Source organism: Janthinobacterium algoris, from assembly GCF_051380935.1.
Classification (GTDB): domain Bacteria; phylum Pseudomonadota; class Gammaproteobacteria; order Burkholderiales; family Burkholderiaceae_D; genus Janthinobacterium.
On sequence record NZ_JBNYXZ010000005.1, the window covers coordinates 186,963 to 207,041 of the forward strand.

The window sequence follows — 20,079 nt, forward strand, 5'->3', positions numbered from 1 at the left end:
GATCATCCAGTTTAAGCGCCGCTGATGTCCTCAGCGGCTTTTTTCGCTGCGGCAGCCAGCAAACGCATGCCGTTCACGCATGCGTCCTCGCGTCGACCGGCGCCACCAGCAAGTCTTGCAGCGGCCGGCGCAAGGAGCGCGCCTGGGCCGCCGGGCCGGCGCCGATGCGGCCAAGGAACACGGCCCGCTCGACCACCACGGCACCCAGCACAGCCTGGCATTGCACCGCCAGTTCCTGCGCCAGCTCCAGCATGCCGTCGGTGCGCGAAAAGGCCCGCCGTTCGCGCACATAACGGGCAAAGATCAACGGCGTCAGTTCCGGCTGCAACTGCAGGCCCAGCTGCGTGGCCGTCAGCCAGAAGCGTTGCATGGCGCGGCCCGCCGCCACGTAATCGTCGATATGGCGCGGCGGCGCATCGGCCAGCAACACGAAATGCGCGGCGCAATACAGGCCTGGCAGCAAGTCCATCTGCAGGCGCGGGGCAATGGTGCCCGCCAGCCAGGTATTGAAAAAGTCCACGCGGCGCCAGCTGTGCATGACCCAGCGCATCAGCCGCGCCGTCATCGGGTCGACGCCTAGCGCCTGCTCCGGGATGCGGTCGCTACTGAAGCGCGCACCCCATTCGATCACGTCACGATGCACCTTGTGCGCTTCGGGCATGGTCAGGCGCAGCTTCGCATTGTCGAACATCAGGCGCGCGCAGGCCAGGCGCGCGCGCCAGCCTTCGAACCATTGCACAGCGTAGCCAGGCGGCAGGCTGGCCGCCAGCGCCGCCTTTTCACTGGCGCGCAGATGGCGCGTGCTGAGCCGTCGCCGCTGCACGCTGCGCTGCGGCAAGAATGCCGCCAGCGGGTCGGGTAGCATGCCGGAATTATCAACAAAGCGTACGTCAAACGTGGGCAAGGTATCGGGCAAGCCGCCGCGCCGGCGTGCTTCCATGCGCAAGCCATGGCTACTGGCCGCCAGTGCCATGCTTTCGAGCAAGGCGCCCAGCGATAACTGGCTGGGATGGCCGTCGAGGTCGTACACGCAATGGCTGCGCGTATCGAAGCCATGCACGACGACATGGCGCTGCTCCACGATTTCAAAGCGCCACGGCTGCGTATTGTCGCCGCTGGGCGCCCAGCGCGCCTGGTCGAGGATGTTTTCCAGCACAGAATCGATCTGCGCGATCAGCAGTGCTTGCGCCATTTACGCCCCCTGCGCGGCACGGCGCCGCTTGATGATGGCCATCGTCAGCCGTTGCAGCGGATGACGGTTGCCGCCGGGACGCCAGGTATGCACGAGCTTGTTGCGGTAGGCGTCGAAATGCATGCCGTGCGGCGCCGCCATCACTTTGCCGCGTTTCAAGAGTATTTTCAGTGCCTCAGTGGCGGCCGCGCCCGCGCACAGCTGGCAGCCCATGATGGTCGACGGCCCGCGCCGCTCCGTCAGATTGATGGCCGACGGGTCGACCAGGTAAGGGCCGTGCAAGCCGGCCGGCGCCAGCCCGACGAGAAAACGCAAAGCTTTTTCCTCTTCTGGCAAGTCGCCCCAGCCAAAATACGCTTCGAACGTCATGCCACCCGGCATGAAGCTGAGCACGGCCGTGCCCATGCCCAGCGGCGCGGCCGTGATGGCGGGTATACCCAGGCGCGCGCAGCTGGCGAAGGTGGCCTGGCGCGCGGGAAAGGCAAAGAAATCCAGGCCGTCCACATATAGGTCGACACCGGCAAAAAACTCGGCCAGATTGCTGTCATGTATGCCGTCAGGAAATTGTTTAATCTCCAGTTCGGGATTGATATCGCGTGCCATCTGCGCCAGCACCGCCACCTTGGGCTGGCCCAGGGTGGACATCATGGCGCCGGCCTGTCGATTGAAGTTGGCGATATCGAAAGTATCGAAATCGGCGATGTGAAAAGCGCCGATGCCCAGCCGCGCCAGGGTTAGCAAATGCACCCCGCCCACGCCACCCATGCCGGCAATGGCCACGCGCTTGCCGCGCAAGCTGTCCTGCTCCGCCTGCGTGACCCAGCCCAGGTTGCGGTAAAATGCCGCCTGATAGGAAAAACCGTCTGTCATGCTGGCCTCTTCTGTGCATCCTCAAAGGATCAAGAATGGTTTGACAGACGGGCGGGCGATAAGTTCCCGCTATGACGACAGCTTAGCGCGCCAGACGGCGCTGCGCTGCCGCTGCCGGTGCCGCGCGCGAGGGCGCCACCGTGTGCCGCGCCACTGCGTCCACCTTGAACACGCTGACGATCTGCGCCAGTCCGGCTGCCTGCTCGTTCATGGCCTGCGCCGCCGCCGAAGCCTGCTCGACCAGAGCCGAGTTTTGCTGCGTCATGTTATCCATCTCGACGATGGCTTGGTTGATCTGCTCGATGCCGGCGCTCTGCTCGGCGCTGGCCGAGGAAATTTCGGCCACGATATCGGTCACATGATGCACGCTGGAAACGACTTTTTCCATCGTCTCGCCCGCCAGCGCCACCAGTTTTTCACCGGCGCCCACTTGCTCGGCGGAACTGTCGATCAATTGCTTGATCTCCTTGGCGGCCGCAGCCGAGCGTTGCGCCAGGTTGCGCACTTCACTGGCGACGACGGCAAAGCCACGGCCCTGCTCGCCCGCGCGCGCCGCTTCCACGGCGGCGTTCAAGGCCAGGATATTCGTCTGGAAGGCGATACCGTCGATGACGGCGATAATGTCGCCGATCTTTTTCGACGAAGCATTGATGGCGCCCATGGTGTCGACCACCTGGCTCACCACGCTGCCCGCCTGGCTCGCCACTTGCGAGGCCGAAATGGCCAGCTGGTTGGCCTGACGCGCATTGTCCGCATTCTGGCGCACTGTCGAGGTCATTTCTTCCATGGTCGAGGCCGTTTCTTCCAGGGATCCCGCCTGCTGCTCCGTGCGCGCCGACAGGTCATGGTTGCCGGAAGCGATTTCACCCGACGCCGTGGAAATGGCATCGGCATCGTTGCGCACCTGGCTCACCAGGTGCGCCAGGTTGTCGCGCATGGCCTTGATCGCCATCAACAGGCTGTCCGTGTCGCCCGGGCGCGTATCGATGTGCGTGGTCAGGTCGCCCTTGGCGATTTGCGCCACGATGGCCGCTGCATAGTCGGGTTCGCCGCCCAGCTGGCCCAGGATGCGGCGCAGCATCAAGGCCGCCAAGCCGCCCACCACCAGCATCAACGCGCCGCCAATGGCCAGCAGTACGCCGGCCTGGGCCCAGAACTTGTGGTTGATGTCATCGATGTAGGTGGCGGTGCCGATCAGCCAGTCCCAGGGCGCAAATTTCACCACCGCATACATCTTCGCCACGGGGTCCGTCACGCCGGGACGCGTGCCGTTCGCCTGCACCAGGCCGATGCGGCTATTGGCCAGAGCTGTCCGGTAGCGGTCGCCCGACTGCTGCATGTTCTTTTGCGGCGTGCCGATGCGCGAGGGATTCGGATGCACGTACAGCAAGTCGGTGCTGAAATCGCGCACAAAGTAATACATCTCATCCTTGACGAAGCTGCCGATGGCCAGCTTGGCCTGTTGCTGAGCCTGTTCACGCGTCAGCTTGCCCGACTGTTCCAGCGCATACGCCTTTTCCACCGACGCGTTGGCCAATTCCACCAACACCGTCAATTGCTCGACCCTTTCGGCCATCATGGTCTGGCGCAAGGAATACAGGGAAAACGAGGCGATGAGGACGATGCCCAATAAGGTGCTGAAACACAATAAGAGAATGCGCGAACGGAGAGTCATGGGAGCCTGGGTAACAATAAAGCGTGGAATTATAAACAATTTCCTGATGGAAATCTTTTTACAAAAGCAAAGCGGGCGGCGCTACCAGGCTGATGCCCGGCAGGCACCGCCCGCTTTGTTACTACTTGCTTGTTACTGACGGATCACGCCAGCGCTTCCTTGGCAGCCTCTTCCGGCGTCAAGCCGTCGTAGAACTGGTCGGTAAACCACTCGACCTGCTCTTCGATATGGTCCTGCGCCTGCGCCACGGTGGCGCCGCCGGCCACGAGGAAGCCTTCAACCTCGATACACCAGTTGATCAATTCCAGGGTTTCCGGATCAAGTTCTTCTTTCTTAGCCATCGCATTTCCTTGCTTGTTAAATTGCAATATCACATTCATCAGCAGCAGTTTAACAGCTTCGCCACACTGCCGCCCCTGCAGTTCAACAATGAAGATTACTTAGCTGCAACGTTTTTGCGTTCCGGATACAGCACCACCTGTACATAATTGTGCATGTCCAGGTAGCGCTGCGCCGCCAGTTTGACGGCTTGCGGCGTGATGGCGCGCACGCGCTGCTGGTAACGCAGGATGTGCGCGGGATCACGCCCCTGGGTTACCGAACCCATCAACTGACTCATCCAGTAGCGGTTTTCGCGCAGCGACTTTTGCTGGCGCGTGATCCAGTTCAGCTTAACCTTTTCCAGGTCGGCCACGGATGGCCCGTCCGCCTTCATCTTGTTGATTTCAGCAAAGGCGGCGGCGATCACCTTGTCCACGTTTTCCGGTCCCGTCGGCAAGTTCAGCGCCACCGAATAATGGCCATACGGATGCTGGCCCATGGAGGTTTCAAAGCCGCCGCCATAGATCATGCTCATCTTTTCGCGCAGCACTTCGATGACTTTCAGGTTCAGCACCTCGCCCAGCGCCTGCAGGGTCAGCTTTTGCTCGTCCGAATACGCCACGTTGCCATTGAAGGTGATGGAAATCGTGCTCTTGGGCTCGCTGCCCATGTAGATATCCTTCTTGACGATCCCTGCCACCGGGCGCATGCCCACGTCGCGGTAGGCGTGCGGCACCTCCGCCACGGGCAAGGTGCCCAGGTAACTGGCGATCAGCGGCTTGATCTTGTCGAGCTCGAAGCTGCCCGTGAAGATGAAGGTCATGTCGCGCGCGCTGGAAAAGCGCTGGCGGAAGATCTCCAGCGAGCGGTCCAGGCCCACCTTGTCGAAGTCGGCCGCGCGCGGCACGCCATCGACGCGCGGGTTGTCGCCAAACATGGCGTGCTGGACGGCATCGTAAAACACGGCTTCCGGCTGCGCCATGCTGTTTTTCGCCAGGTCCTGTTGCTTGCCGATGAAGGACTGGTACAGGCCCGCATCCTTGCGCACGTCATGGAAATACAGCGTCACCAGTTGCAACATGGCTTCCACGTCGGCGCTGCTGGCCGAGCCGCCAAAGCCTTCGCTGAGTTCGCCCAGCGAAGCGCCCACGTTAACCGTCTTACCGGCCAGAACTTTTTGCAAGTCCAGCGGCGCCAGGTCCTTCAAGCCCATGCTGCCGACCACGGCGCTGGCATAACGGGCGTTGTAGATATCGGCGTCGCCAAACAGGGACTGGCCGCCGAAACGGGTCGAGCCCATCAGCACCTGGTCATTCTTGAAGTCCGTCGGTTTCAGCAGCACGCGCACGCCATTGCCCAAGGTCAGCTCCGTCATGCCGATGGCGCTATGCAACTTTTCAGCGACGATGCTGCCGCCTGCCGGCGGGCCATCCATCAGCTTGCTGGCCAGGACTTTTTCCGTGCGCGGCTCGACCTTCTGCCGCTCGGCTTGCGCTACCGCGTCGAGCAACTGCTGCTGCGTCGGCACAACCGAGGCCGTATCACCCGCTTTCGGCTCGGCGCCCATGAAGACCACCAGTTTCTTTTGCTGGTCGGGGATCACCCTGGCCACCGTCTCGTTGATTTCCTGCAGAGTTACCTGCGGCAAGAGTTCCTGCGCATACCGCAATTCATTGGCGATGCCGGGCATGGCTTCCTGCTCCAGGAAGTTGCGCGAATACTCGGCCACGAAGCCGGACGAATCAGACTTGTCGCGCTCACTGTACGCACGCTCGTAGTTGCGCAGCATGTCCTTGCGCGCGCGGTCCAGCTCATCCTGGCTGAAACCGAAGCGGCGCGCCCGCTCATCTTCTTGCACCAGCGCATCGACAGCAGGCTGCACGCCGCCCTTGCCCAGCAAGGCATACGCGCTGAACGATTCATAGCCGCGCACCAGCTTGCCCATGCTGCTGCCGCCCTGAATAAACGGGGGATTGGCTTGCTGCGTCAATTCCTGCATGCGCGCGCTGAGCATTTGCCCGTACAGATTTTCGATCATCTGGCGGCGGTAGTCGGCAATGGTGACGGGCTCCTGCGCGGCGCGGATCGGGTAGCGGATGAAGACCGTGTTGTCCGGCGCTTCCTTGTCAGTGATCACCAGCGCTTCCGTCTGCGCGCGCTGCGGCACCTCCGCATACAGGCGCGGACGCGGTTTCGCGGGGTTTTTCAGCTTACCGAAATGCTGCTGGATCAGCTTTTCAGCCTGTTTCGGCTCCACATCACCGACCACCACGACGGCCATCAGGTCGGGACGGTACCAATCCTTGTAGAAACGCTTGATGGCTTCCGGCTTGAAGGTTTTCAAGACGGATTCCTTGCCGATCGGCATGCGTTCCGCATAGCGCGACCCATTCAGCAGCTTCGGATACAAGACCTTGTTCATGCGGTCGCCGGCGCCCTTGCCCAGGCGCGCCTCTTCCAGCACGATGCCGCGCTCGCTGTTGATGTCGGCCGGATTGAATTTCAAGCCATGCGCCCAGTCTTCCAGCACGAGGAAACCCTTTTCCAGGTTGTCCTTTTTGGTCGTGGGAATCGGCAGCACATACACGGTTTCATCAAAGCTCGTGTAGGCGTTGAGGTCGGCGCCGAACTTCACGCCGATCGATTGCAAATAGGAAATCAACTCATTGCGCTTGAAATGCGTGGAGCCATTGAAGGCCATGTGTTCCGTGAAATGCGCCAGGCCTTGCTGGTCATCGTCTTCCAGGATGGAACCGGCTTTCACCACCAGGCGCAATTCCACTTTCTGGGCGGGACGGGCATTTTTCTTGATGTAATAGGTCAAGCCATTCGGCAATTTTCCGACGGTCACTTCTGGTGCCACCGGCAGGGGATCGGTCAAACGGATTTCTGCCTGGGCCATGCAGGCGCACGCCAGCAAGACGGCGCCCGAGATCAGGCGTAATTTACTCAGCTTCATGTATTCTCAACGGTAAGATTCAGTAAGCGTACCTTACACTGAAATCGTCTTTCCGCCATTAAAAACAGCTTAGGAAAACCTGCTTTGCCCTGGCAACTTTGCCGGATAACAAACTCAGCAGTGCCCTGCCAGCTTCTTTCAATTGTGCTAAAGTATTGCCGCCGGTCATGTGGACCGGCACAACAATACGTCTTCGGGGCGGGGTGCGATTCCCCACCGGCGGTAAGACCGGCAACGGTCAAGCCCGCGAGCGCTTGTCAAACGTCGTTTGACAGGGTCAGCAGATCTGGTGTGACTCCAGAGCCGACGGTATAGTCCGGATGAAAGAAGATGTGCAGTAAACGCGATGTCCGATCGACCTGTCGATGCGGCCTGCTGCGTCTATTCGCTTGCCCTGCAGCGTTTTTCGCCTATGCGAGGAGCGTTTCACCATGTTAGTCAACAGCTATACCCTGCTTTCCAACGACCTGGAAGGTCGCATCCAATCCGCCCTGGCCGCCATGCGCGCCGGCATTCCCGTCATCCTGCTCGACGATTTCGACCGTGAAAACGAAGCCGACCTGATCCTGTCTGCCGAAAAACTCACGCACGAAACCATGGCCTTGCTGATCCGCGAATGCAGCGGCATCGTCTGCCTATGCCTGCCGACGGACGTCGTCAGCGCGCTGGAATTACCGCCGATGTCGTCCGACAACGGCAGCCGCTACGGCACACCATTCACGGTATCCATCGAGGCGCGCGACGGCGTCACGACAGGCGTGTCGGCCGCCGACAGGGTCACCACCATCCGCGCCGCCATCGCCCCGAATGCCAAGCCCGCCGACCTGGTGCGCCCCGGCCACGTCTTCCCCCTGCGCGCCGCGCCCGGTGGCGTGCTCGAGCGCCGTGGCCACACGGAAGGCTCCGTCGACCTGTCGCGCATGGCGGGCCTGAACCCGGCCGCCGTGCTGTGCGAGCTGATGAACCCGGACGGCACCATGATGCGCGGCGACGATATCGAACGCTTCGCCGAACTGCATGGCATGCCGATCCTGACCATCGAAGAACTGGTGGAGTGGCGCAGCACGCGCGAGCAATAACGCGTCAATAACGCTTCAGGCGGCTGCGGCCTTGGGAAAATGTACCTGTTTGTACACGAGGCACGCCGCCAGGCCATATGCGACGGCGATCGTCGCGTAGGCCAGCGGCAAGCGCAGCGACCAGTCCTGCACCATGTGCAGGATGCTGCCGATCAGGGCCACGCCCACCAGGGCGCCGATTTGCCGGTTTGCATTCAGGGCCGCCGCCGCGCTGTTCGCGTGCTGCTTGCCGGCCACCCGCATCACGGTGGCCGTCATGGCGGGAATGGCGATGCCGATGGCCACGTTCATGACGGCCGTGCCCAGCGCCAGCAAGCCATAGGGCGTATCTGGACGCAAGCCCATCAGCAAGAGCGCCATCACGGCGCCCACCAGCAAGCCGAGCAACATCGGCAAGCGCGTGCCATGGCGCGCCGCGATTCCGCCCGCCAGGAAATTCCCTACAGTATAGGCCGCCATCATGGGCAGCAGGCGCAAGCCCGACTGCAAGGCATCGGCGCCGCCAGACTGCTGCAGGAACAGGCTGAGTAAAAACAGCTGGCCGAACACGCAGAAATTGATCAAAAAGCCTACGCCATTGGCCGCACCGAAGCTGCTGTTGCGAAACAGTGCGCGCGGCAACAACGGATGGCTGCCGCTGCGCTCGCGCCGCAGCAACTGCCAGGCCGACAGCAGCGCCAGCGTCCCCGCCGCCAGCACGCCCGGCGACAGCCAGCCCAGCACGGGGCCTTCGATCAAGACAAAACTCAGGCCCGCCAGCGCCGCCACGCCCAGTGCATGACTGAACAGCGATAAATCGCGCGGCTGGCGCGCCGGCGCGACCAGCAGCAGCTGCGCCATGACGATGGCCAGCACGCCCAGCGGCACATTCACCCAGAAGACGCTGCGCCAGCCGAACTGGTGCACGAGGATGCCGCCGATCAGGGGGCCGGACGCGCCCGCCACGCCCACCAGCGCCGACCAGGCGCCCAGCATGCGCGTGCGTTCGCGCTCGTCGTCAAAGCTGTGCGTCAACAAGCTCAGGGAACTGGGCATGAACAGGGCCGCGCCGGCACCTTGCAACAAACGCGCCGCCGTGAGGAAATGCCCGTCGGGCGCGGCGCCGCACAGGATCGAGCCGAGGATGAAGAAGCCCAGGCCACCCTGGTACACGGCTTTCGGCCCATAGCGGTCGGCCAGCGCGCCGCCGGCCAGCAGCAGCGCGGCAAACGTCAGCGTATAGCCGTCGACCACCCACACCAGGCCCGTCAGCGGTATGGCCAGGTCCAGCGCGATATCGGACAGCGCCACGTTGACGGCCGTGACGTCAAGCATGGCCATGACGAAACCGAAGGCCAGGGTCAGCAGGATCAAGCCGTTGGCGCGGCGTGGTGTGGGGGCAGACATGGTTTTCCTTGCAAGGACAGCGGGGCAGTCATTATGCGAGCGTTGCATGATGCAGTAAACAGGCATAAAATCGGCGCTGCGATGCAAAAATGCATCACAAACACGAAATGGAAATCACTCATGGATTGGGATAACGCGCGCATCTTTCTCGCCATCGGCCGCGCCGGCACCCTGCGCGGCGCGGCGACCCTGCTGCGCATCGACCAGGCTACGTGCGGGCGCCGCCTGGCCGCGCTGGAAAGCTCCCTGGGCGCCACCCTGTTCCTGCGCACGCCATCGGGCTACGTGCCCACGCCAGCCGGCGAACTGGCGCTCACGGCCGCCGAAGCGATGGAACGGGCGGCCGACAAGCTACAAAGAGACATGCAGGGCGTCGACAACCGCCTGTCCGGCCTGGTGCGCGTGGCCACCACCGACACCATGGCCAGCCATTTCGTCATCCGCGCCATGCAGCAGCTGCATGCGGCCCATCCGGACATCCGCATCGTGCTCAACGTGGCGCCCGCACTGGCCAGCCTGACGCGGCGCGAAGCGGACCTGGCCGTGCGCGGCGTGCGCCCGACCGACCCGGACCTGATCTCGCGCCACCTCGTCAAGCGCAGCCTGGGCCTGTACGCCTCAAAAGCCTACCTGGCGGAACGGGGCGAACCCGTGCGCGGCACGGCGCTGGCCGGACACGACATCGTCATTTACCACCATTCCGTAACGCCCCGTCATGGGGAGAAAATCGCCGGCGAGCCCGTCGCCAACGCCAGGGTCGCCATGGAAGTGAACTCGGCGGCGATGCTGCAGGAAGCCACGCGCGCGGGCCTGGGCGTGGCCGAGCTGGCCACCCACCTGGGCGATATCGACCCGCAACTGGTACGCATCTGGCCCGAGCGGGCGGAGGCGTACGACATATGGCTGGTCATGCACGCCGACCTGAACCGTTCTGCCCGCGTGCGCGCGGCGGCCGATGCCATCATTGCCAGCGTGGCGGGCCAATAGCGGGCCAGCCGCGCACGGTTGCACGGCCAGGGAATCGCTTGTCTCGACCGCATCCAATGTTAAGATGCCATGATGACCCTATCCGTCTCCCTCATCATCAGCCTGCGCCGCCTGCACCGGGCCACCATGGCCTGGCTGGTCAGCTGGTGGCGCATGCTGCATTTCGCCATCCTCGTGTTTTCGCTGGCCCTGTCGCCATCGAGCTATAACCGCGACAACCGCCCCATCCTCGCGCACCGGCTGGTGACGAACACGGCGCCCAACTTGGTGTGGTTCAGCGTCGCCTGCGCGCTGGTCAGCCTGGTGCTGATCCGCATCGTCGTCGTCAGCGCGCAAAGCTACGGCCTGTCGCGCTATGCGCTGGAAATGGTGGTGCGCGTGCTGGTGCTGGAACTGATCCCGCTGACGGCCGCCCTGTTCGTCGCACTGCGCCTGACCCTGCCCGACGGCATTGCGTTCGCGCAAATGCGCTCTTCCGGCATGCTCGATACCATGCAGCGCCAGGGCGTCGACCTGCTGCGCCGCGAATACTTTCCACGCGTCATGTCCGGCATCTTCGCCGTATGGATGCTGGCCATCGTCAGCTGCGTCACCTCGCTGATCCTCGCCTACCTCACCATCTACGGTTTTACGCCGTGGGCGCTGCAGGGCTACACGCGCGTGGTGGGGCAAATCTTCAATCCGGCCGTGGCCCTGATCCTGATGCTTAAAGTCATCTTCTTCAGCTTTGCCGTGGCCCTGATCCCGCTGGCCTCCTCCTACTACCCCGAAGAGCCGCATGGCCGGCGCAACCGCCTGTGGGCCGCGCACGGCCTGTCCGAGATGCTGCGCCTGTTTTCCGTCATCCTGCTGATCGAAGTGGCTTCGCTGATGGGCAATTACTACTGATGCCCCGCCCGCCACCGCCAGCGATCCCGAACCACCCATATGAGAGCCAGAATCCATGAGCCAGAGCCAGCCCCCCAATCCCGACCAGGTCGACGTCACGGCGCCCGCCGGTCTCACGCAAGATGCCATCCTGCCCGCCCCGCCGCCCGTGCGTCACGCCGAACTGAAGGCAGCCATCCTGCTCGTCTTCATGTTCGTGCTGGTGGTCGGCTCCGTCGTCTACCTGATGTATGCGCGCGGCGCCTTTGAGGCAACGCAAACGCTGGTGCTGACGACCGACGATTCGGACGGAGTAGGCGTGGGCGCCGATCTGACCTTTTCCGGCTTTCCCATCGGCCGCGTGCAACGCATCGAACTGGCGCCGGACGGCAAGGCCCGCGTCATCATCGACGTGCCAAGGAAGGATGCGCACTGGCTGCGCAGCAGCTCCATCTTCACCCTGGAACGGGGCATCGTGGGCGGCGCCAAACTGCGCGCCTACAGCGGCATCCTGACAGACCCGCCGCTGCCCGACGACGCCACGCGCGACCTGTTGGTGGGCGACATGGCGGCGGAAATCCCGCGTCTGCTGGCCGCCGCAAAGGATTTGCTGAACAACGTGGCCAGCCTGACGGGCAGCGATTCCGCCCTCGACGGCACCCTGCGCAATGTGCAGGCCGTGACGGGCAAGCTGAGCGGGCCGGGCGGCGCCATGGGCTTGCTGACGGGCGACGACAAGCAATCGCGCCTGCTGGTCGAGCGGGCCAACGCCCTGTTAATCACGGCAGACCAGCTGGCGCGCCGCACGGATGGCCTGGTGGCCAATGCCGATACGCGCGTCTTCGGTGAAAAAGGCGTCATGACGGATGCGCAAGCAACCATCGTGCAACTGAACGCCCTGCTGGCCGACACGCGCGCCAGCCTGAAAAAAGTCGACGCCGTGCTGGTCGAGGCGCAAGCCGTGGGCGCCAACGCCAAGGCGGCGACAGCCGACCTGGGCCCGTTGCGCGCCGACGTGGAAAGCAATCTGCGCAAGGTCGAGCAACTGGTCAATGAAATCAACCGCAAATGGCCGTTCAAGCGCAATCCGGAGATCAAACTGCCATGATAAAACGCAATATCACCTTGTCCGCCCTGGCCGCATTGTTGTGCACTGCGCTCGCCGCATGCTCTAGCGGCCCGCCTGTGCCGGACTGGAAAATGAATGCACAAAGTTCCATCGAACGGTTTCAAGCGGCCTATTTGAATGGCAACGCCCTGGTCGAACAGACGGAATTGCGGCGCGCCCGCAGCCAGGTGGCCGGCACGGGCAAGCTCGAACTGGTGGCGCGCATCGAACTGCTGCGCTGCGCTGCGCGCGTGGCCAGCCTGGCCTTTGAGGACTGTGCCGGCTTTGACGCCATGCGCGCCGACGCCGGTGCCGCCGACCGCGCGTATGCGGCCTACCTGGCCGGCCAGGTGCAGCCGGCCGACATCGCCCTGCTGCCGGAAGCGCAGCGGGCGGCCGCCAGCGCCAGCTCGGACACGGCCGCCGCCAGCGCCGTGGCGGCCATCAAGGACCCGCTGTCGCAGCTGGTGGCGGCCGGCGTGCTGCTGCGCGCCAGCCGCGCCACGCCGGACCTGCTCGATACGGCCGTGACCACCGCCTCGGATCAGGGCTGGCGCCGCCCGCTGCTGGCGTGGCTGAGCGTGCAGCGCCTGCGCGCCGAACAGGCGGGCGACACGCAGGCGGCGCAGCACATCGCCAGGCGCATGGCAATCGTGGAACAGCCGCTGGCGCCTTGAGCATGCAGATGACGGCCCAAGCTAGGCAGAATCAGGCATAATCGAGCCAGCATGACATCCATGCCGTGCAGGCAGCGAGGTAAGACCATGCAGTTTGAGGATTTCGACCTTTCCACTCCCGATGCCGGCCGGCATGCCGGGGCAGCTCCTGGCGAAGATGCGTCGGCCGGCACGGCCGTGCGCCTGCAATACCTGCTCGACAATACACCCTCCATCATCTATTGCACCGTGCCCAGCGGCGATTTCAAGATGACCTTTGTCAGCAACAATGCCTTGAATGTGCTGGGCTACCAGCCCGAGGAGATGGTGGCCGACCCGAATTTCTGGTTCGACCACATCCATCCCGACGATGCGCCCGGCATCTTTTCCAGCCTGGCACAGATCTTCGTCGAAGGCGCGCGCGCCTATGAGTACCGTTTCCGCGTGCACGACGGCAGCTATCTGTGGATGCACGACAGCCTGCGCCTGGTGCGCGACGAGCATGGCGTGCCGTTCGAGGTGATCGGCTCGCTGACGGACATTACCGAACGCAAGCGCATGGAAGCGATGCTGCAAGCGCGCGGCGAAGAGCAGCAACTCCTGATCAGCAAGCTGCAGGAAGCGCACGACCAGCTGCTGCAATCGGAAAAGATGGCGTCCATCGGCCAGCTGGCGGCCGGCATCGCGCATGAAATCAATAACCCGATCGGCTTCGTCAACTCCAACATGAGTTCGCTGCAAGGCTATGTGGGCACCCTGTTCGGCGTGATCGGCCAGTACGAAGCGGCGATGCGCGAGGCGCTCGACGGCCCGGCCCTGGCTGCGCGCGTGGCTCAAGTGCGCGCGCAGGCCGACCTGGGCTTCCTGCAGGACGACATGGTGGACCTGGTGCGCGAATCGATGGATGGCTTGAAGCGCGTGCGCGACATCGTGCAGGCATTGAAGGATTTTTCCCACGTGGGCGAGACGGACTGGCAGGTTGCCAGCCTGCATGCAGGCCTGGACAGCACCCTGAACATTGTCGCCAACGAATTGAAATACAAGGCGCGCATCGAAAAACAGTATGGCGAGCTGCCACCGATACTGTGCCTCGCCTCGCAGCTGAACCAGGTGTTCATGAACCTGCTCGTCAACGCGGGCCAGGCCATCAGCGGCGACGGCGTGATCAGCATCCGCACGGGCCATGCAGACGGCTGGGTATGGGTGGAGATCGGCGACACGGGCGCCGGCATCGCGCCCGAGCACCTGAACCGCATCTTCGAGCCGTTCTTCACCACCAAGGCCGTGGGCAGCGGCACGGGCCTGGGCCTGTCGCTCTCGTACGGCATCGTCAACAAGCACGGCGGGCGCATCGAGGTCGCGTCCGACGTGGGCCGCGGCACGCGCTTTACCGTGCACCTGCCCGTATCGCCGCCGGCGGCCCAGGCAGCGCCCTAGCCTTCCCGCCCTAGCATTCCTTCAAGGGTGCGTACACGCGAATGCTGAGGCGCCCGCCATTCTTGCCTTCGAAGTCGAGCAGCTGGGCGATCACGCGGGCCGTCAGCACGTGTTCGGCCGCCAGCAGCATCAGGCCGTCGCGGCTGATCAGGTCGCGCGACAGCACCATGCCCGGTTCCAGCTGGCCCGACAACACGGTCAAGTCGTGCGCCGGCGCTTCCGTCTCGTCCATGATGCTGCGGAAAGCGGCCACCACGGCGGGGTCATAGCGTTTGCCGACGCTGTCGTAGATCAGGGTGCGGGCCTCGTCGGCGCGCAGGTTGCGTTGCACCATGGCGCCGATCTGCAAGCCGTCATAGTCCGACGCCAGCGCCAGGATGCGCGCGCCCAGCGGAATGGCCAGGCCCACCATGGCATCGGGAAAGCCGCCACCGTCGAAGCGCTCCAGTTGCGAGCGCAGGATCACGGAGACGGCGCGCAGCTCGTCTAGCGCCATCAGCAATTGTTCCGCGCGCAGCGGATGCTTGCGGAACGCGGCCAGCTGCTCGCCCGTCCAGGCGCTGGCCGGCAGTTCCAGCACATCGTCACTCAGGCTGAGCTTGCCGATATCCTTGAGCAGGGCCGCGATGAACACGTCGCGCGCCGCCTGTCCTTCCAGGCCCAGCGCCTGCGCCAGCTTGCGCGCCAGTTCCGCCACCCGCCGCGCATGGCCGACGAGCTTGCCCCCGCGCATCTCGATCAGGTTGGAAAACACCTTGATGGTCGTCACGAACGTGGCCTTCAGGCGCTCGTTGGCCGCCTGCACCTCGTCGTGCGATTGTTTCAGCTGCTGCGTGCGGGTGGCCACCTTCGCTTCCAGGCTGGCGTTAAGCGCTTGCAGCTGCACGTTCTGGCTAGCCGTCAGCGCTTCCAGACGCAATTTTTCCTGTTCCAGCGCGCGCCGTTCCAGCGCGTGGCGCACCACCAGCACGATATCGTTCTCGTCCCAGGGCTTGGTCACGTAGCGGTAAATCTCACCCTGGTTGATGGCGTCGAGGATGGACTGGATATCGGCATAGCCGGTCAGCAGCAAACGTATGGTGCCGGGCCAGCGCCGGCGCACCTGGGCCAGGAATTGCGCGCCATCCATATGCGGCATGCGCATGTCGGAGATGACCAGGTCCACCGTCTCGCTCTCGAGCAGGGCCAGGCCCGCTGCGCCGCCGTCGGCCGTCAGCACGCGGTAGCCGTGCGGGCGGAACAAACGCCGCAGCGACGACAGGATGTTCGGTTCGTCGTCGACGCACAGGATGGTCGGCGGCGCGGCCACCGTGCTGGTGCTCATGCTGTCCTGTTCATTGATGGTCATGGTACGGCGGCCTGCGCCTGGCGCACGGGCAAGGTGATGCGGAAGGTGGTGCCGCGGCCGATGATGCTGCGCACGTCGATGCGGCCGTGGTGCTTTTGCACCGTGCTGTAGGCCAGCGACAGGCCCAGCCCCGTGCCCTTGCCGACGGCCTTGGTGGTAAAGAAGGGATCGAAGATGCGCGACAGGTGTTCGGGCGCGATGCCGCCGCCCGTGTCCTCGACCTCGATCCACACTTCCGTCGCGTTGTCGCTGCCCGTGCGCAGGGTGATGCGACCGCGCGCCTCGTCCATGGCGTGGGCCGCATTGACGACCAGGTTCATGATCACCTGGTTCAACTCGGAAGGCTGGCATTCGATATCGGGAATGTCGCCATACTCGCGCACCACGTCGGCCTTGTACTTGACCTCGTTATTCACGATATTGAGCGTGGTATCGATGCCCTGGCGCAGGTCGGCCCAGACCCACTCCTGGTGCGCATCCGTGCGCGAAAAATCCTTCAGGTCCTGCACGATGCGGCGCACGCGTGAAATGCCTTCCTTCGACTCGCCCATCAGCAGCGGAATGTCGGTGCGCAGGAAGTCCAGGTCGATCTGTTCGCGCAGCGCGCGCAGACGCGCCGCCACCACCGCGTCGGCGACGGCCGGCTCGGCTTCCTCGTAGGCGTCAAGCATGCTGAACAGGTCGTCCAGATACCCTTCCAGCGTGCCGACATTCGAAAACACATAGCCGATGGGATTGTTGATCTCGTGCGCCACGCCGGCGGCCAGCTGGCCGATCGAGGCCAGCTTTTCCGACTGCAGCAGCTTTTGCTGGGCCAGCGACAGCTTGCTGTTCAATTCCGTCAAGGCCAGGTTACGCTCGCGCAATTCCAGATCGGCAATCTGGCGCTGGCGGATATCGTCGGCCAGGCGCTCGTTCATTTCAGCCAGCTGGGCCGTGCGCTTGGCCACCAGGTGTTCCAGGTTGTCGTGCGCCTTGCGCAGCGCCAGTTCCGCAATGCGCCGCTCGCTCACGTCGCGCAGGGTTTCAATGGCGCCCACCAGGCGCCCTTGCCGGTCGCGCAGGGGCGCCGCCGTAAAATGCAGCCAGTGCCCGTCGGGGCCGATATTGGCAAAGAAATCCTCGGCCTCGAAGGCGCCGGGGATCACGGGAGAGCGCTTCAGCTTGCCAAGGTAGAGCTCATTTTCACCGAACGCGATATCGTCGGCCACCAGCAAATCGGCCAGGCAGGCGCGCGGCTGCGGATAAAACGCCTTCCAGTGGTCGCGCGTGCCGACCATCTCGGCAGCCGTAAAACCCAGCAGTTGTTCGCAGGCGCTGTTCCAGTGCGTCACCACGTGGTCCGTGTCGATGGCGAAGGTGGCCACGGGATGGCCATCGAAGAATGCCGATAGCGCGATGGAATCGGTCTGGCGGCGTTCCGGCGTGGCGGGCAGCGCCTGCCCTGCGTCTGTTTCCATGGCCTCTTTCCTGTTCATGCCAGCATGATGCGCGACATTTCATCGAAGGTGTGTTCCGTTTGCCGCAGCAACGCAAACCAGGCCTGCTCGTCCAGGGCCAGGCTGCGCCAGCCCGCAGGCGACACGGGCGGCACCAGTGTATCGTCGACGCCGGCCAGGTCCAGCGCAAGGGCGACGGCATTGGCCATATGCACGGCCAGCGGCAAGCCTCCCGCCTCCAGCCGGTCGATGGCGTGGTGGTCGGCCACCGCCTGCTGTATCGCTTCGGGGAACTTCCAGTAAGCGGCCAGGGCGCTGCCCACCTGCGCATGATCAATGCCGATGACGGCCAGTTCGGCATCGGCCATCTGGCAGTCATGCGCCTGGCGGTAGCTGCGCACGAGCGCGTGCTCGGCCGGGAAGCGCGTCACCAGCACCAGCGTGCCCAGGTCATGCAGCAGGCCGGCCGTGAAGGCCGTCTCGGGATTGACGCGCAAGTGCGGCGCCAGCAGGCGCGCGGCGATGGCCGTGGCCAGCGAATGGCGCCAGAACGCCTTGAAATCGAAGCCGCCGCTCACCGGCGCGAAGCTGCCCGTCAGGGCACAGGCCGTGACGACGGTGCGGATGCTGTGAAAGCCCAGCACGGAGACGGCTTGCGGAATGCTGGTGACCTTCGATTGCATGCCGTAGAACGAGGAATTGGCGATGCGCAAAGTCTTCGCCGCCAAAGCCTGGTCCAGCTCGATCTTTTGCGCCAGCACATGCACGTCCGTATCGTCCTGGTCCATGCTCGACAGCAGCTCCAGCACGACCACCGGCAGCGACGGCAATTCCTGTATCTGGCGGATGATATGTTCAAAACTGAGCCGTGTCATGCCCCGCTCCCTTGCCGGTAGCGCTGCAGCAGCGCCAGCAGTTCCGCCCCCGCAGAGTCGGGCGGCGTGGCGCGGAACAACACGGCCAGCCGTTCCAGGCGGCGCACCCGTTCCTGCTCGGCATGCGCCTGCGCGGCCGGGTCCGGTTCCGCCTCCATGACGACACGGCAGCGCTCCACATTGCGCCGGCGCAAGGCTGTCAGGCTGGCCGCCGTCAGGATGGCGCCTTGGGCCAGCAGCACGGCGCCGCTGGCGTCGCTCAGCGCCTGCGCCAGCACCATGCCTTCCTGTGCCTGATCCATGGAAATCTCGCGTCCGCTTTCACTCACGCTTTCACTCATGTATGAGCTCCATGACGACTCAGGGTGACCAGGCTGCCGCGCGAGCGCGAATGCAAGCCCATGGGATGGACCGCCACGGCATACGGCTGGCCATCGATGGCGGCCAGGCAGGGCGCGCCCTGCCCGTCGAACAGCTGCGGCAAGACCAGTGCCGCCTCGTTGCCCAGCAAGGCCGCGCCCCGCTCGAACAGGTTTTCCGCCGCCGCGTTGATGAAGGCGATCATGCCGTCCTCGTCGAGTCCGATCACGGGCAGCGGCAGAAATTGCAGCAATTCACGCGCGATGCCCAGGCTGACCTCGTCGCGGCTGATCTGATGCTGCTGCTGGTGCACCAAGGCCTGCATGGCGGCATTCGCCGCCGCCAGCGCCTGGTTGACGTCGCGCAGCTGCACATTCAGGCGCACATTGTCGTCGTCGATGCCCTTCAGGCGGAAGGCTTCGGCGATATGCTCGCGCAACTGATGGTCTTCCCAGGGCTTGGTGAGGAATTTGAAGATGGCGCCCTCGTTGACGGCATCCGTGACGGCCTGCAACTCGGTATAGCCCGACAACATGATGCGTATGGTTTGCGGACACAGCAGCTTTGCCTTGCGCAGGAAGTCGGCCCCCAGCATGCCGGGCATGCGCTGGTCCGACACAATCACGTCGACCGCATGGATGGCCAGCACGTCCAGGCCTTCCTGGCCGCTGTTGGCAGTGAGGATATGGTAGCCATCGCGCCGCAGCAGGCGCTTGAGGGAAGCGAGGATATTCGGCTCGTCATCGACCAGCAGCAAGGTGCGCGGCTGCGCCGCAGGCTGCTGCACGGCATCCGCCGCCGGCACCGCAGTCCCTGGCATACCATGCTCGTCGTGCACATCCATCGGACCATCCTCTCATCGCCACGGCGATATGGGAGCTTGCCTGGAGCGGAAATCTGCCGCGCGGCTCAATCTTGCGCGGCAGCCAGCTTGCGCTGAAATTATACGACTAAATGTTCCCGTATGACACTAATCCCGCACTCATACGGCACTTATCCGCGCCTTGCCGGGCAAGGTGTGTCGCGGTAAAACACAAACCCGCCCAGGCCGATGGCTTGCGTATCGGCCTTCACGGCGTACACCAGCGTGTTCCTGGCCGCCTCGACCCTCAGCAAATTCTTGTGCAACACCGTTTGCGCGTGCGACAGGGCCAACGATGGCGTCGGCGCCAGTTCCAGGCGCAATTCGGACGTAGCGGCATCATACGCCCAGCGCCCCGGGTTAAAGAAAGCGAAGCCGCCGTCGAAGCGCAGGCTGCCATCCTTGAACTGGGTCAGGCAAATGCCGGGAAATTCGCTGGGCGGGTTGTACCAGGTGGCGGCCACGGCCGCATCGGCCTGCGCTTTGCCCGGCATCTGCATGCCGCTCGCGTCATTCTTTCCGCCCATGCCGGCGCAGCCGGCCAGCGCCAGCGCGCAAGCCAGCGCGCCCGCGCGTTTGATGAATGTCATGTGCATTCCCGTCCCCTTGCTTTATAGAAATACAATCTTAGTCCGGGATGCCTGGCCGTTCAAGCGGC

At 63.9% G+C, this 20,079-nt stretch carries 18 protein-coding genes and 1 riboswitch; of the genes, 6 read left to right on the forward strand and 12 right to left on the reverse strand.

Annotation, left to right across the window (positions count from 1 at the left end):
• Positions 1–73: 73 nt before the first annotated feature.
• The 5 genes from ACQ4W7_RS09580 to ACQ4W7_RS09600 all read right to left on the reverse strand — a co-directional run bounded on the left by ACQ4W7_RS09580 (position 74) and on the right by ACQ4W7_RS09600 (position 7,017).
• Entirely contained in the window at positions 74–1,192 is a 1,119-nt protein-coding gene (locus ACQ4W7_RS09580) for a nitroreductase family protein (protein ID WP_436530046.1), read from the reverse strand.
• Positions 1,193–2,062 (reverse strand): ThiF family adenylyltransferase, encoded by an 870-nt coding sequence (locus tag ACQ4W7_RS09585; protein WP_436530048.1) that lies wholly within the window; start codon positions 2,060–2,062, stop codon positions 1,193–1,195.
• An 82-nt stretch (positions 2,063–2,144) separates the two neighbouring features.
• Positions 2,145–3,737, reverse strand: a complete 1,593-nt coding sequence (locus ACQ4W7_RS09590) for a methyl-accepting chemotaxis protein (RefSeq protein WP_436530050.1) — start codon at positions 3,735–3,737, stop codon at positions 2,145–2,147.
• A gap of 143 nt (positions 3,738–3,880) precedes the next feature.
• Entirely contained in the window at positions 3,881–4,078 is a 198-nt protein-coding gene (locus tag ACQ4W7_RS09595) for a hypothetical protein (RefSeq protein WP_010399555.1), read from the reverse strand.
• 95 nt (positions 4,079–4,173) lie between these two features.
• Entirely contained in the window at positions 4,174–7,017 is a 2,844-nt protein-coding gene (locus ACQ4W7_RS09600) for a M16 family metallopeptidase (RefSeq protein WP_436530052.1), read from the reverse strand.
• 185 nt (positions 7,018–7,202) lie between these two features.
• A riboswitch (FMN riboswitch) is annotated at positions 7,203–7,353 on the forward strand.
• 95 nt (positions 7,354–7,448) lie between these two features.
• On the opposite strand from ACQ4W7_RS09600, the gene ribB reads away from it, so the two are divergent.
• Positions 7,449–8,096 carry a 3,4-dihydroxy-2-butanone-4-phosphate synthase gene (gene ribB / locus ACQ4W7_RS09605; protein ID WP_046683947.1) on the forward strand — a complete coding sequence of 216 codons (648 nt, stop codon included), beginning with the start codon at positions 7,449–7,451 and terminating at the stop codon, positions 8,094–8,096.
• A gap of 15 nt (positions 8,097–8,111) precedes the next feature.
• Here the strand turns inward: ribB and ACQ4W7_RS09610 are convergent, their stop codons facing one another.
• Positions 8,112–9,482: an MFS transporter gene (locus ACQ4W7_RS09610; RefSeq protein ID WP_436530055.1), complete on the reverse strand. Its 1,371-nt coding sequence runs from the start codon at positions 9,480–9,482 to the stop codon at positions 8,112–8,114.
• Between the two features lie 120 nt (positions 9,483–9,602).
• On the opposite strand from ACQ4W7_RS09610, the gene ACQ4W7_RS09615 reads away from it, so the two are divergent.
• The 5 genes from ACQ4W7_RS09615 (at position 9,603) to ACQ4W7_RS09635 (ending at position 14,537) form a co-directional block, all read left to right on the forward strand.
• Entirely contained in the window at positions 9,603–10,469 is an 867-nt protein-coding gene (locus ACQ4W7_RS09615; protein ID WP_426070509.1) for a LysR family transcriptional regulator, read from the forward strand.
• Between the two features lie 72 nt (positions 10,470–10,541).
• Positions 10,542–11,357: an MlaE family ABC transporter permease gene (locus tag ACQ4W7_RS09620; RefSeq protein ID WP_152254685.1), complete on the forward strand. Its 816-nt coding sequence runs from the start codon at positions 10,542–10,544 to the stop codon at positions 11,355–11,357.
• Between the two features lie 55 nt (positions 11,358–11,412).
• Entirely contained in the window at positions 11,413–12,444 is a 1,032-nt protein-coding gene (locus ACQ4W7_RS09625; RefSeq protein ID WP_436530057.1) for an MlaD family protein, read from the forward strand.
• Positions 12,441–13,121 (forward strand): hypothetical protein, encoded by a 681-nt coding sequence (locus ACQ4W7_RS09630; RefSeq protein ID WP_436530059.1) that lies wholly within the window; start codon positions 12,441–12,443, stop codon positions 13,119–13,121. The genes ACQ4W7_RS09625 and ACQ4W7_RS09630 overlap by 4 nt, the downstream gene beginning before the upstream one ends.
• Positions 13,122–13,208: 87 nt before the next feature.
• On the forward strand, positions 13,209–14,537 hold the full coding sequence (locus ACQ4W7_RS09635) for an ATP-binding protein (RefSeq protein ID WP_426070512.1): 1,329 nt from the start codon (positions 13,209–13,211) through the stop codon (positions 14,535–14,537).
• Positions 14,538–14,547: 10 nt separating this feature from the next.
• Here the strand turns inward: ACQ4W7_RS09635 and nosR are convergent, their stop codons facing one another.
• The 6 genes from nosR to ACQ4W7_RS09665 all read right to left on the reverse strand — a co-directional run bounded on the left by nosR (position 14,548) and on the right by ACQ4W7_RS09665 (position 20,011).
• Complete coding sequence (gene nosR / locus ACQ4W7_RS09640) at positions 14,548–15,885, reverse strand: response regulator c-di-GMP phosphodiesterase, NosR family (RefSeq protein ID WP_436530064.1); 1,338 nt, start codon at positions 15,883–15,885, stop codon at positions 14,548–14,550.
• Complete coding sequence (locus ACQ4W7_RS09645; protein WP_436530066.1) at positions 15,882–17,345, reverse strand: ATP-binding protein; 1,464 nt, start codon at positions 17,343–17,345, stop codon at positions 15,882–15,884. Before ACQ4W7_RS09645 ends, nosR begins: the two co-directional genes overlap by 4 nt.
• A gap of 14 nt (positions 17,346–17,359) precedes the next feature.
• Positions 17,360–18,199 (reverse strand): HDOD domain-containing protein, encoded by an 840-nt coding sequence (locus ACQ4W7_RS09650; RefSeq protein ID WP_426070515.1) that lies wholly within the window; start codon positions 18,197–18,199, stop codon positions 17,360–17,362.
• Positions 18,196–18,540, reverse strand: coding sequence for a hypothetical protein (locus ACQ4W7_RS09655; RefSeq protein ID WP_426070516.1), 345 nt, complete (start codon positions 18,538–18,540; stop codon positions 18,196–18,198). Before ACQ4W7_RS09655 ends, ACQ4W7_RS09650 begins: the two co-directional genes overlap by 4 nt.
• Positions 18,537–19,379: a response regulator gene (locus ACQ4W7_RS09660; RefSeq protein WP_436530069.1), complete on the reverse strand. Its 843-nt coding sequence runs from the start codon at positions 19,377–19,379 to the stop codon at positions 18,537–18,539. Before ACQ4W7_RS09660 ends, ACQ4W7_RS09655 begins: the two co-directional genes overlap by 4 nt.
• Positions 19,380–19,552: 173 nt before the next feature.
• Complete coding sequence (locus ACQ4W7_RS09665) at positions 19,553–20,011, reverse strand: hypothetical protein (protein ID WP_426070518.1); 459 nt, start codon at positions 20,009–20,011, stop codon at positions 19,553–19,555.
• Positions 20,012–20,079 lie beyond the last annotated feature (68 nt).

Excerpts from the sequence above, each read along its gene's own strand:
- ACQ4W7_RS09610 (WP_436530055.1), bottom strand. The coding sequence starts at position 9,482 with ATGTCTGCCCCCACACCACGCCGCGCCAACGGCTTGATCCTGCTGACC.
- ribB (WP_046683947.1), top strand. The coding sequence starts at position 7,449 with ATGTTAGTCAACAGCTATACCCTGCTTTCCAACGACCTGGAAGGTCGC.
- ACQ4W7_RS09660 (WP_436530069.1), bottom strand. The coding sequence starts at position 19,379 with ATGCCAGGGACTGCGGTGCCGGCGGCGGATGCCGTGCAGCAGCCTGCG.
- ACQ4W7_RS09585 (WP_436530048.1), bottom strand. The coding sequence starts at position 2,062 with ATGACAGACGGTTTTTCCTATCAGGCGGCATTTTACCGCAACCTGGGC.
- ACQ4W7_RS09655 (WP_426070516.1), bottom strand. The coding sequence starts at position 18,540 with ATGAGTGAAAGCGTGAGTGAAAGCGGACGCGAGATTTCCATGGATCAG.
- ACQ4W7_RS09645 (WP_436530066.1), bottom strand. The coding sequence starts at position 17,345 with ATGGAAACAGACGCAGGGCAGGCGCTGCCCGCCACGCCGGAACGCCGC.
- nosR (WP_436530064.1), bottom strand. The coding sequence starts at position 15,885 with ATGACCATCAATGAACAGGACAGCATGAGCACCAGCACGGTGGCCGCG.
- ACQ4W7_RS09580 (WP_436530046.1), bottom strand. The coding sequence starts at position 1,192 with ATGGCGCAAGCACTGCTGATCGCGCAGATCGATTCTGTGCTGGAAAAC.
- ACQ4W7_RS09635 (WP_426070512.1), top strand. The coding sequence starts at position 13,209 with ATGCAGTTTGAGGATTTCGACCTTTCCACTCCCGATGCCGGCCGGCAT.
- ACQ4W7_RS09615 (WP_426070509.1), top strand. The coding sequence starts at position 9,603 with ATGGATTGGGATAACGCGCGCATCTTTCTCGCCATCGGCCGCGCCGGC.
- ACQ4W7_RS09625 (WP_436530057.1), top strand. The coding sequence starts at position 11,413 with ATGAGCCAGAGCCAGCCCCCCAATCCCGACCAGGTCGACGTCACGGCG.
- ACQ4W7_RS09620 (WP_152254685.1), top strand. The coding sequence starts at position 10,542 with ATGACCCTATCCGTCTCCCTCATCATCAGCCTGCGCCGCCTGCACCGG.
- ACQ4W7_RS09665 (WP_426070518.1), bottom strand. The coding sequence starts at position 20,011 with ATGACATTCATCAAACGCGCGGGCGCGCTGGCTTGCGCGCTGGCGCTG.
- ACQ4W7_RS09590 (WP_436530050.1), bottom strand. The coding sequence starts at position 3,737 with ATGACTCTCCGTTCGCGCATTCTCTTATTGTGTTTCAGCACCTTATTG.
- ACQ4W7_RS09595 (WP_010399555.1), bottom strand. The coding sequence starts at position 4,078 with ATGGCTAAGAAAGAAGAACTTGATCCGGAAACCCTGGAATTGATCAAC.
- ACQ4W7_RS09650 (WP_426070515.1), bottom strand. The coding sequence starts at position 18,199 with ATGACACGGCTCAGTTTTGAACATATCATCCGCCAGATACAGGAATTG.
- ACQ4W7_RS09630 (WP_436530059.1), top strand. The coding sequence starts at position 12,441 with ATGATAAAACGCAATATCACCTTGTCCGCCCTGGCCGCATTGTTGTGC.
- ACQ4W7_RS09600 (WP_436530052.1), bottom strand. The coding sequence starts at position 7,017 with ATGAAGCTGAGTAAATTACGCCTGATCTCGGGCGCCGTCTTGCTGGCG.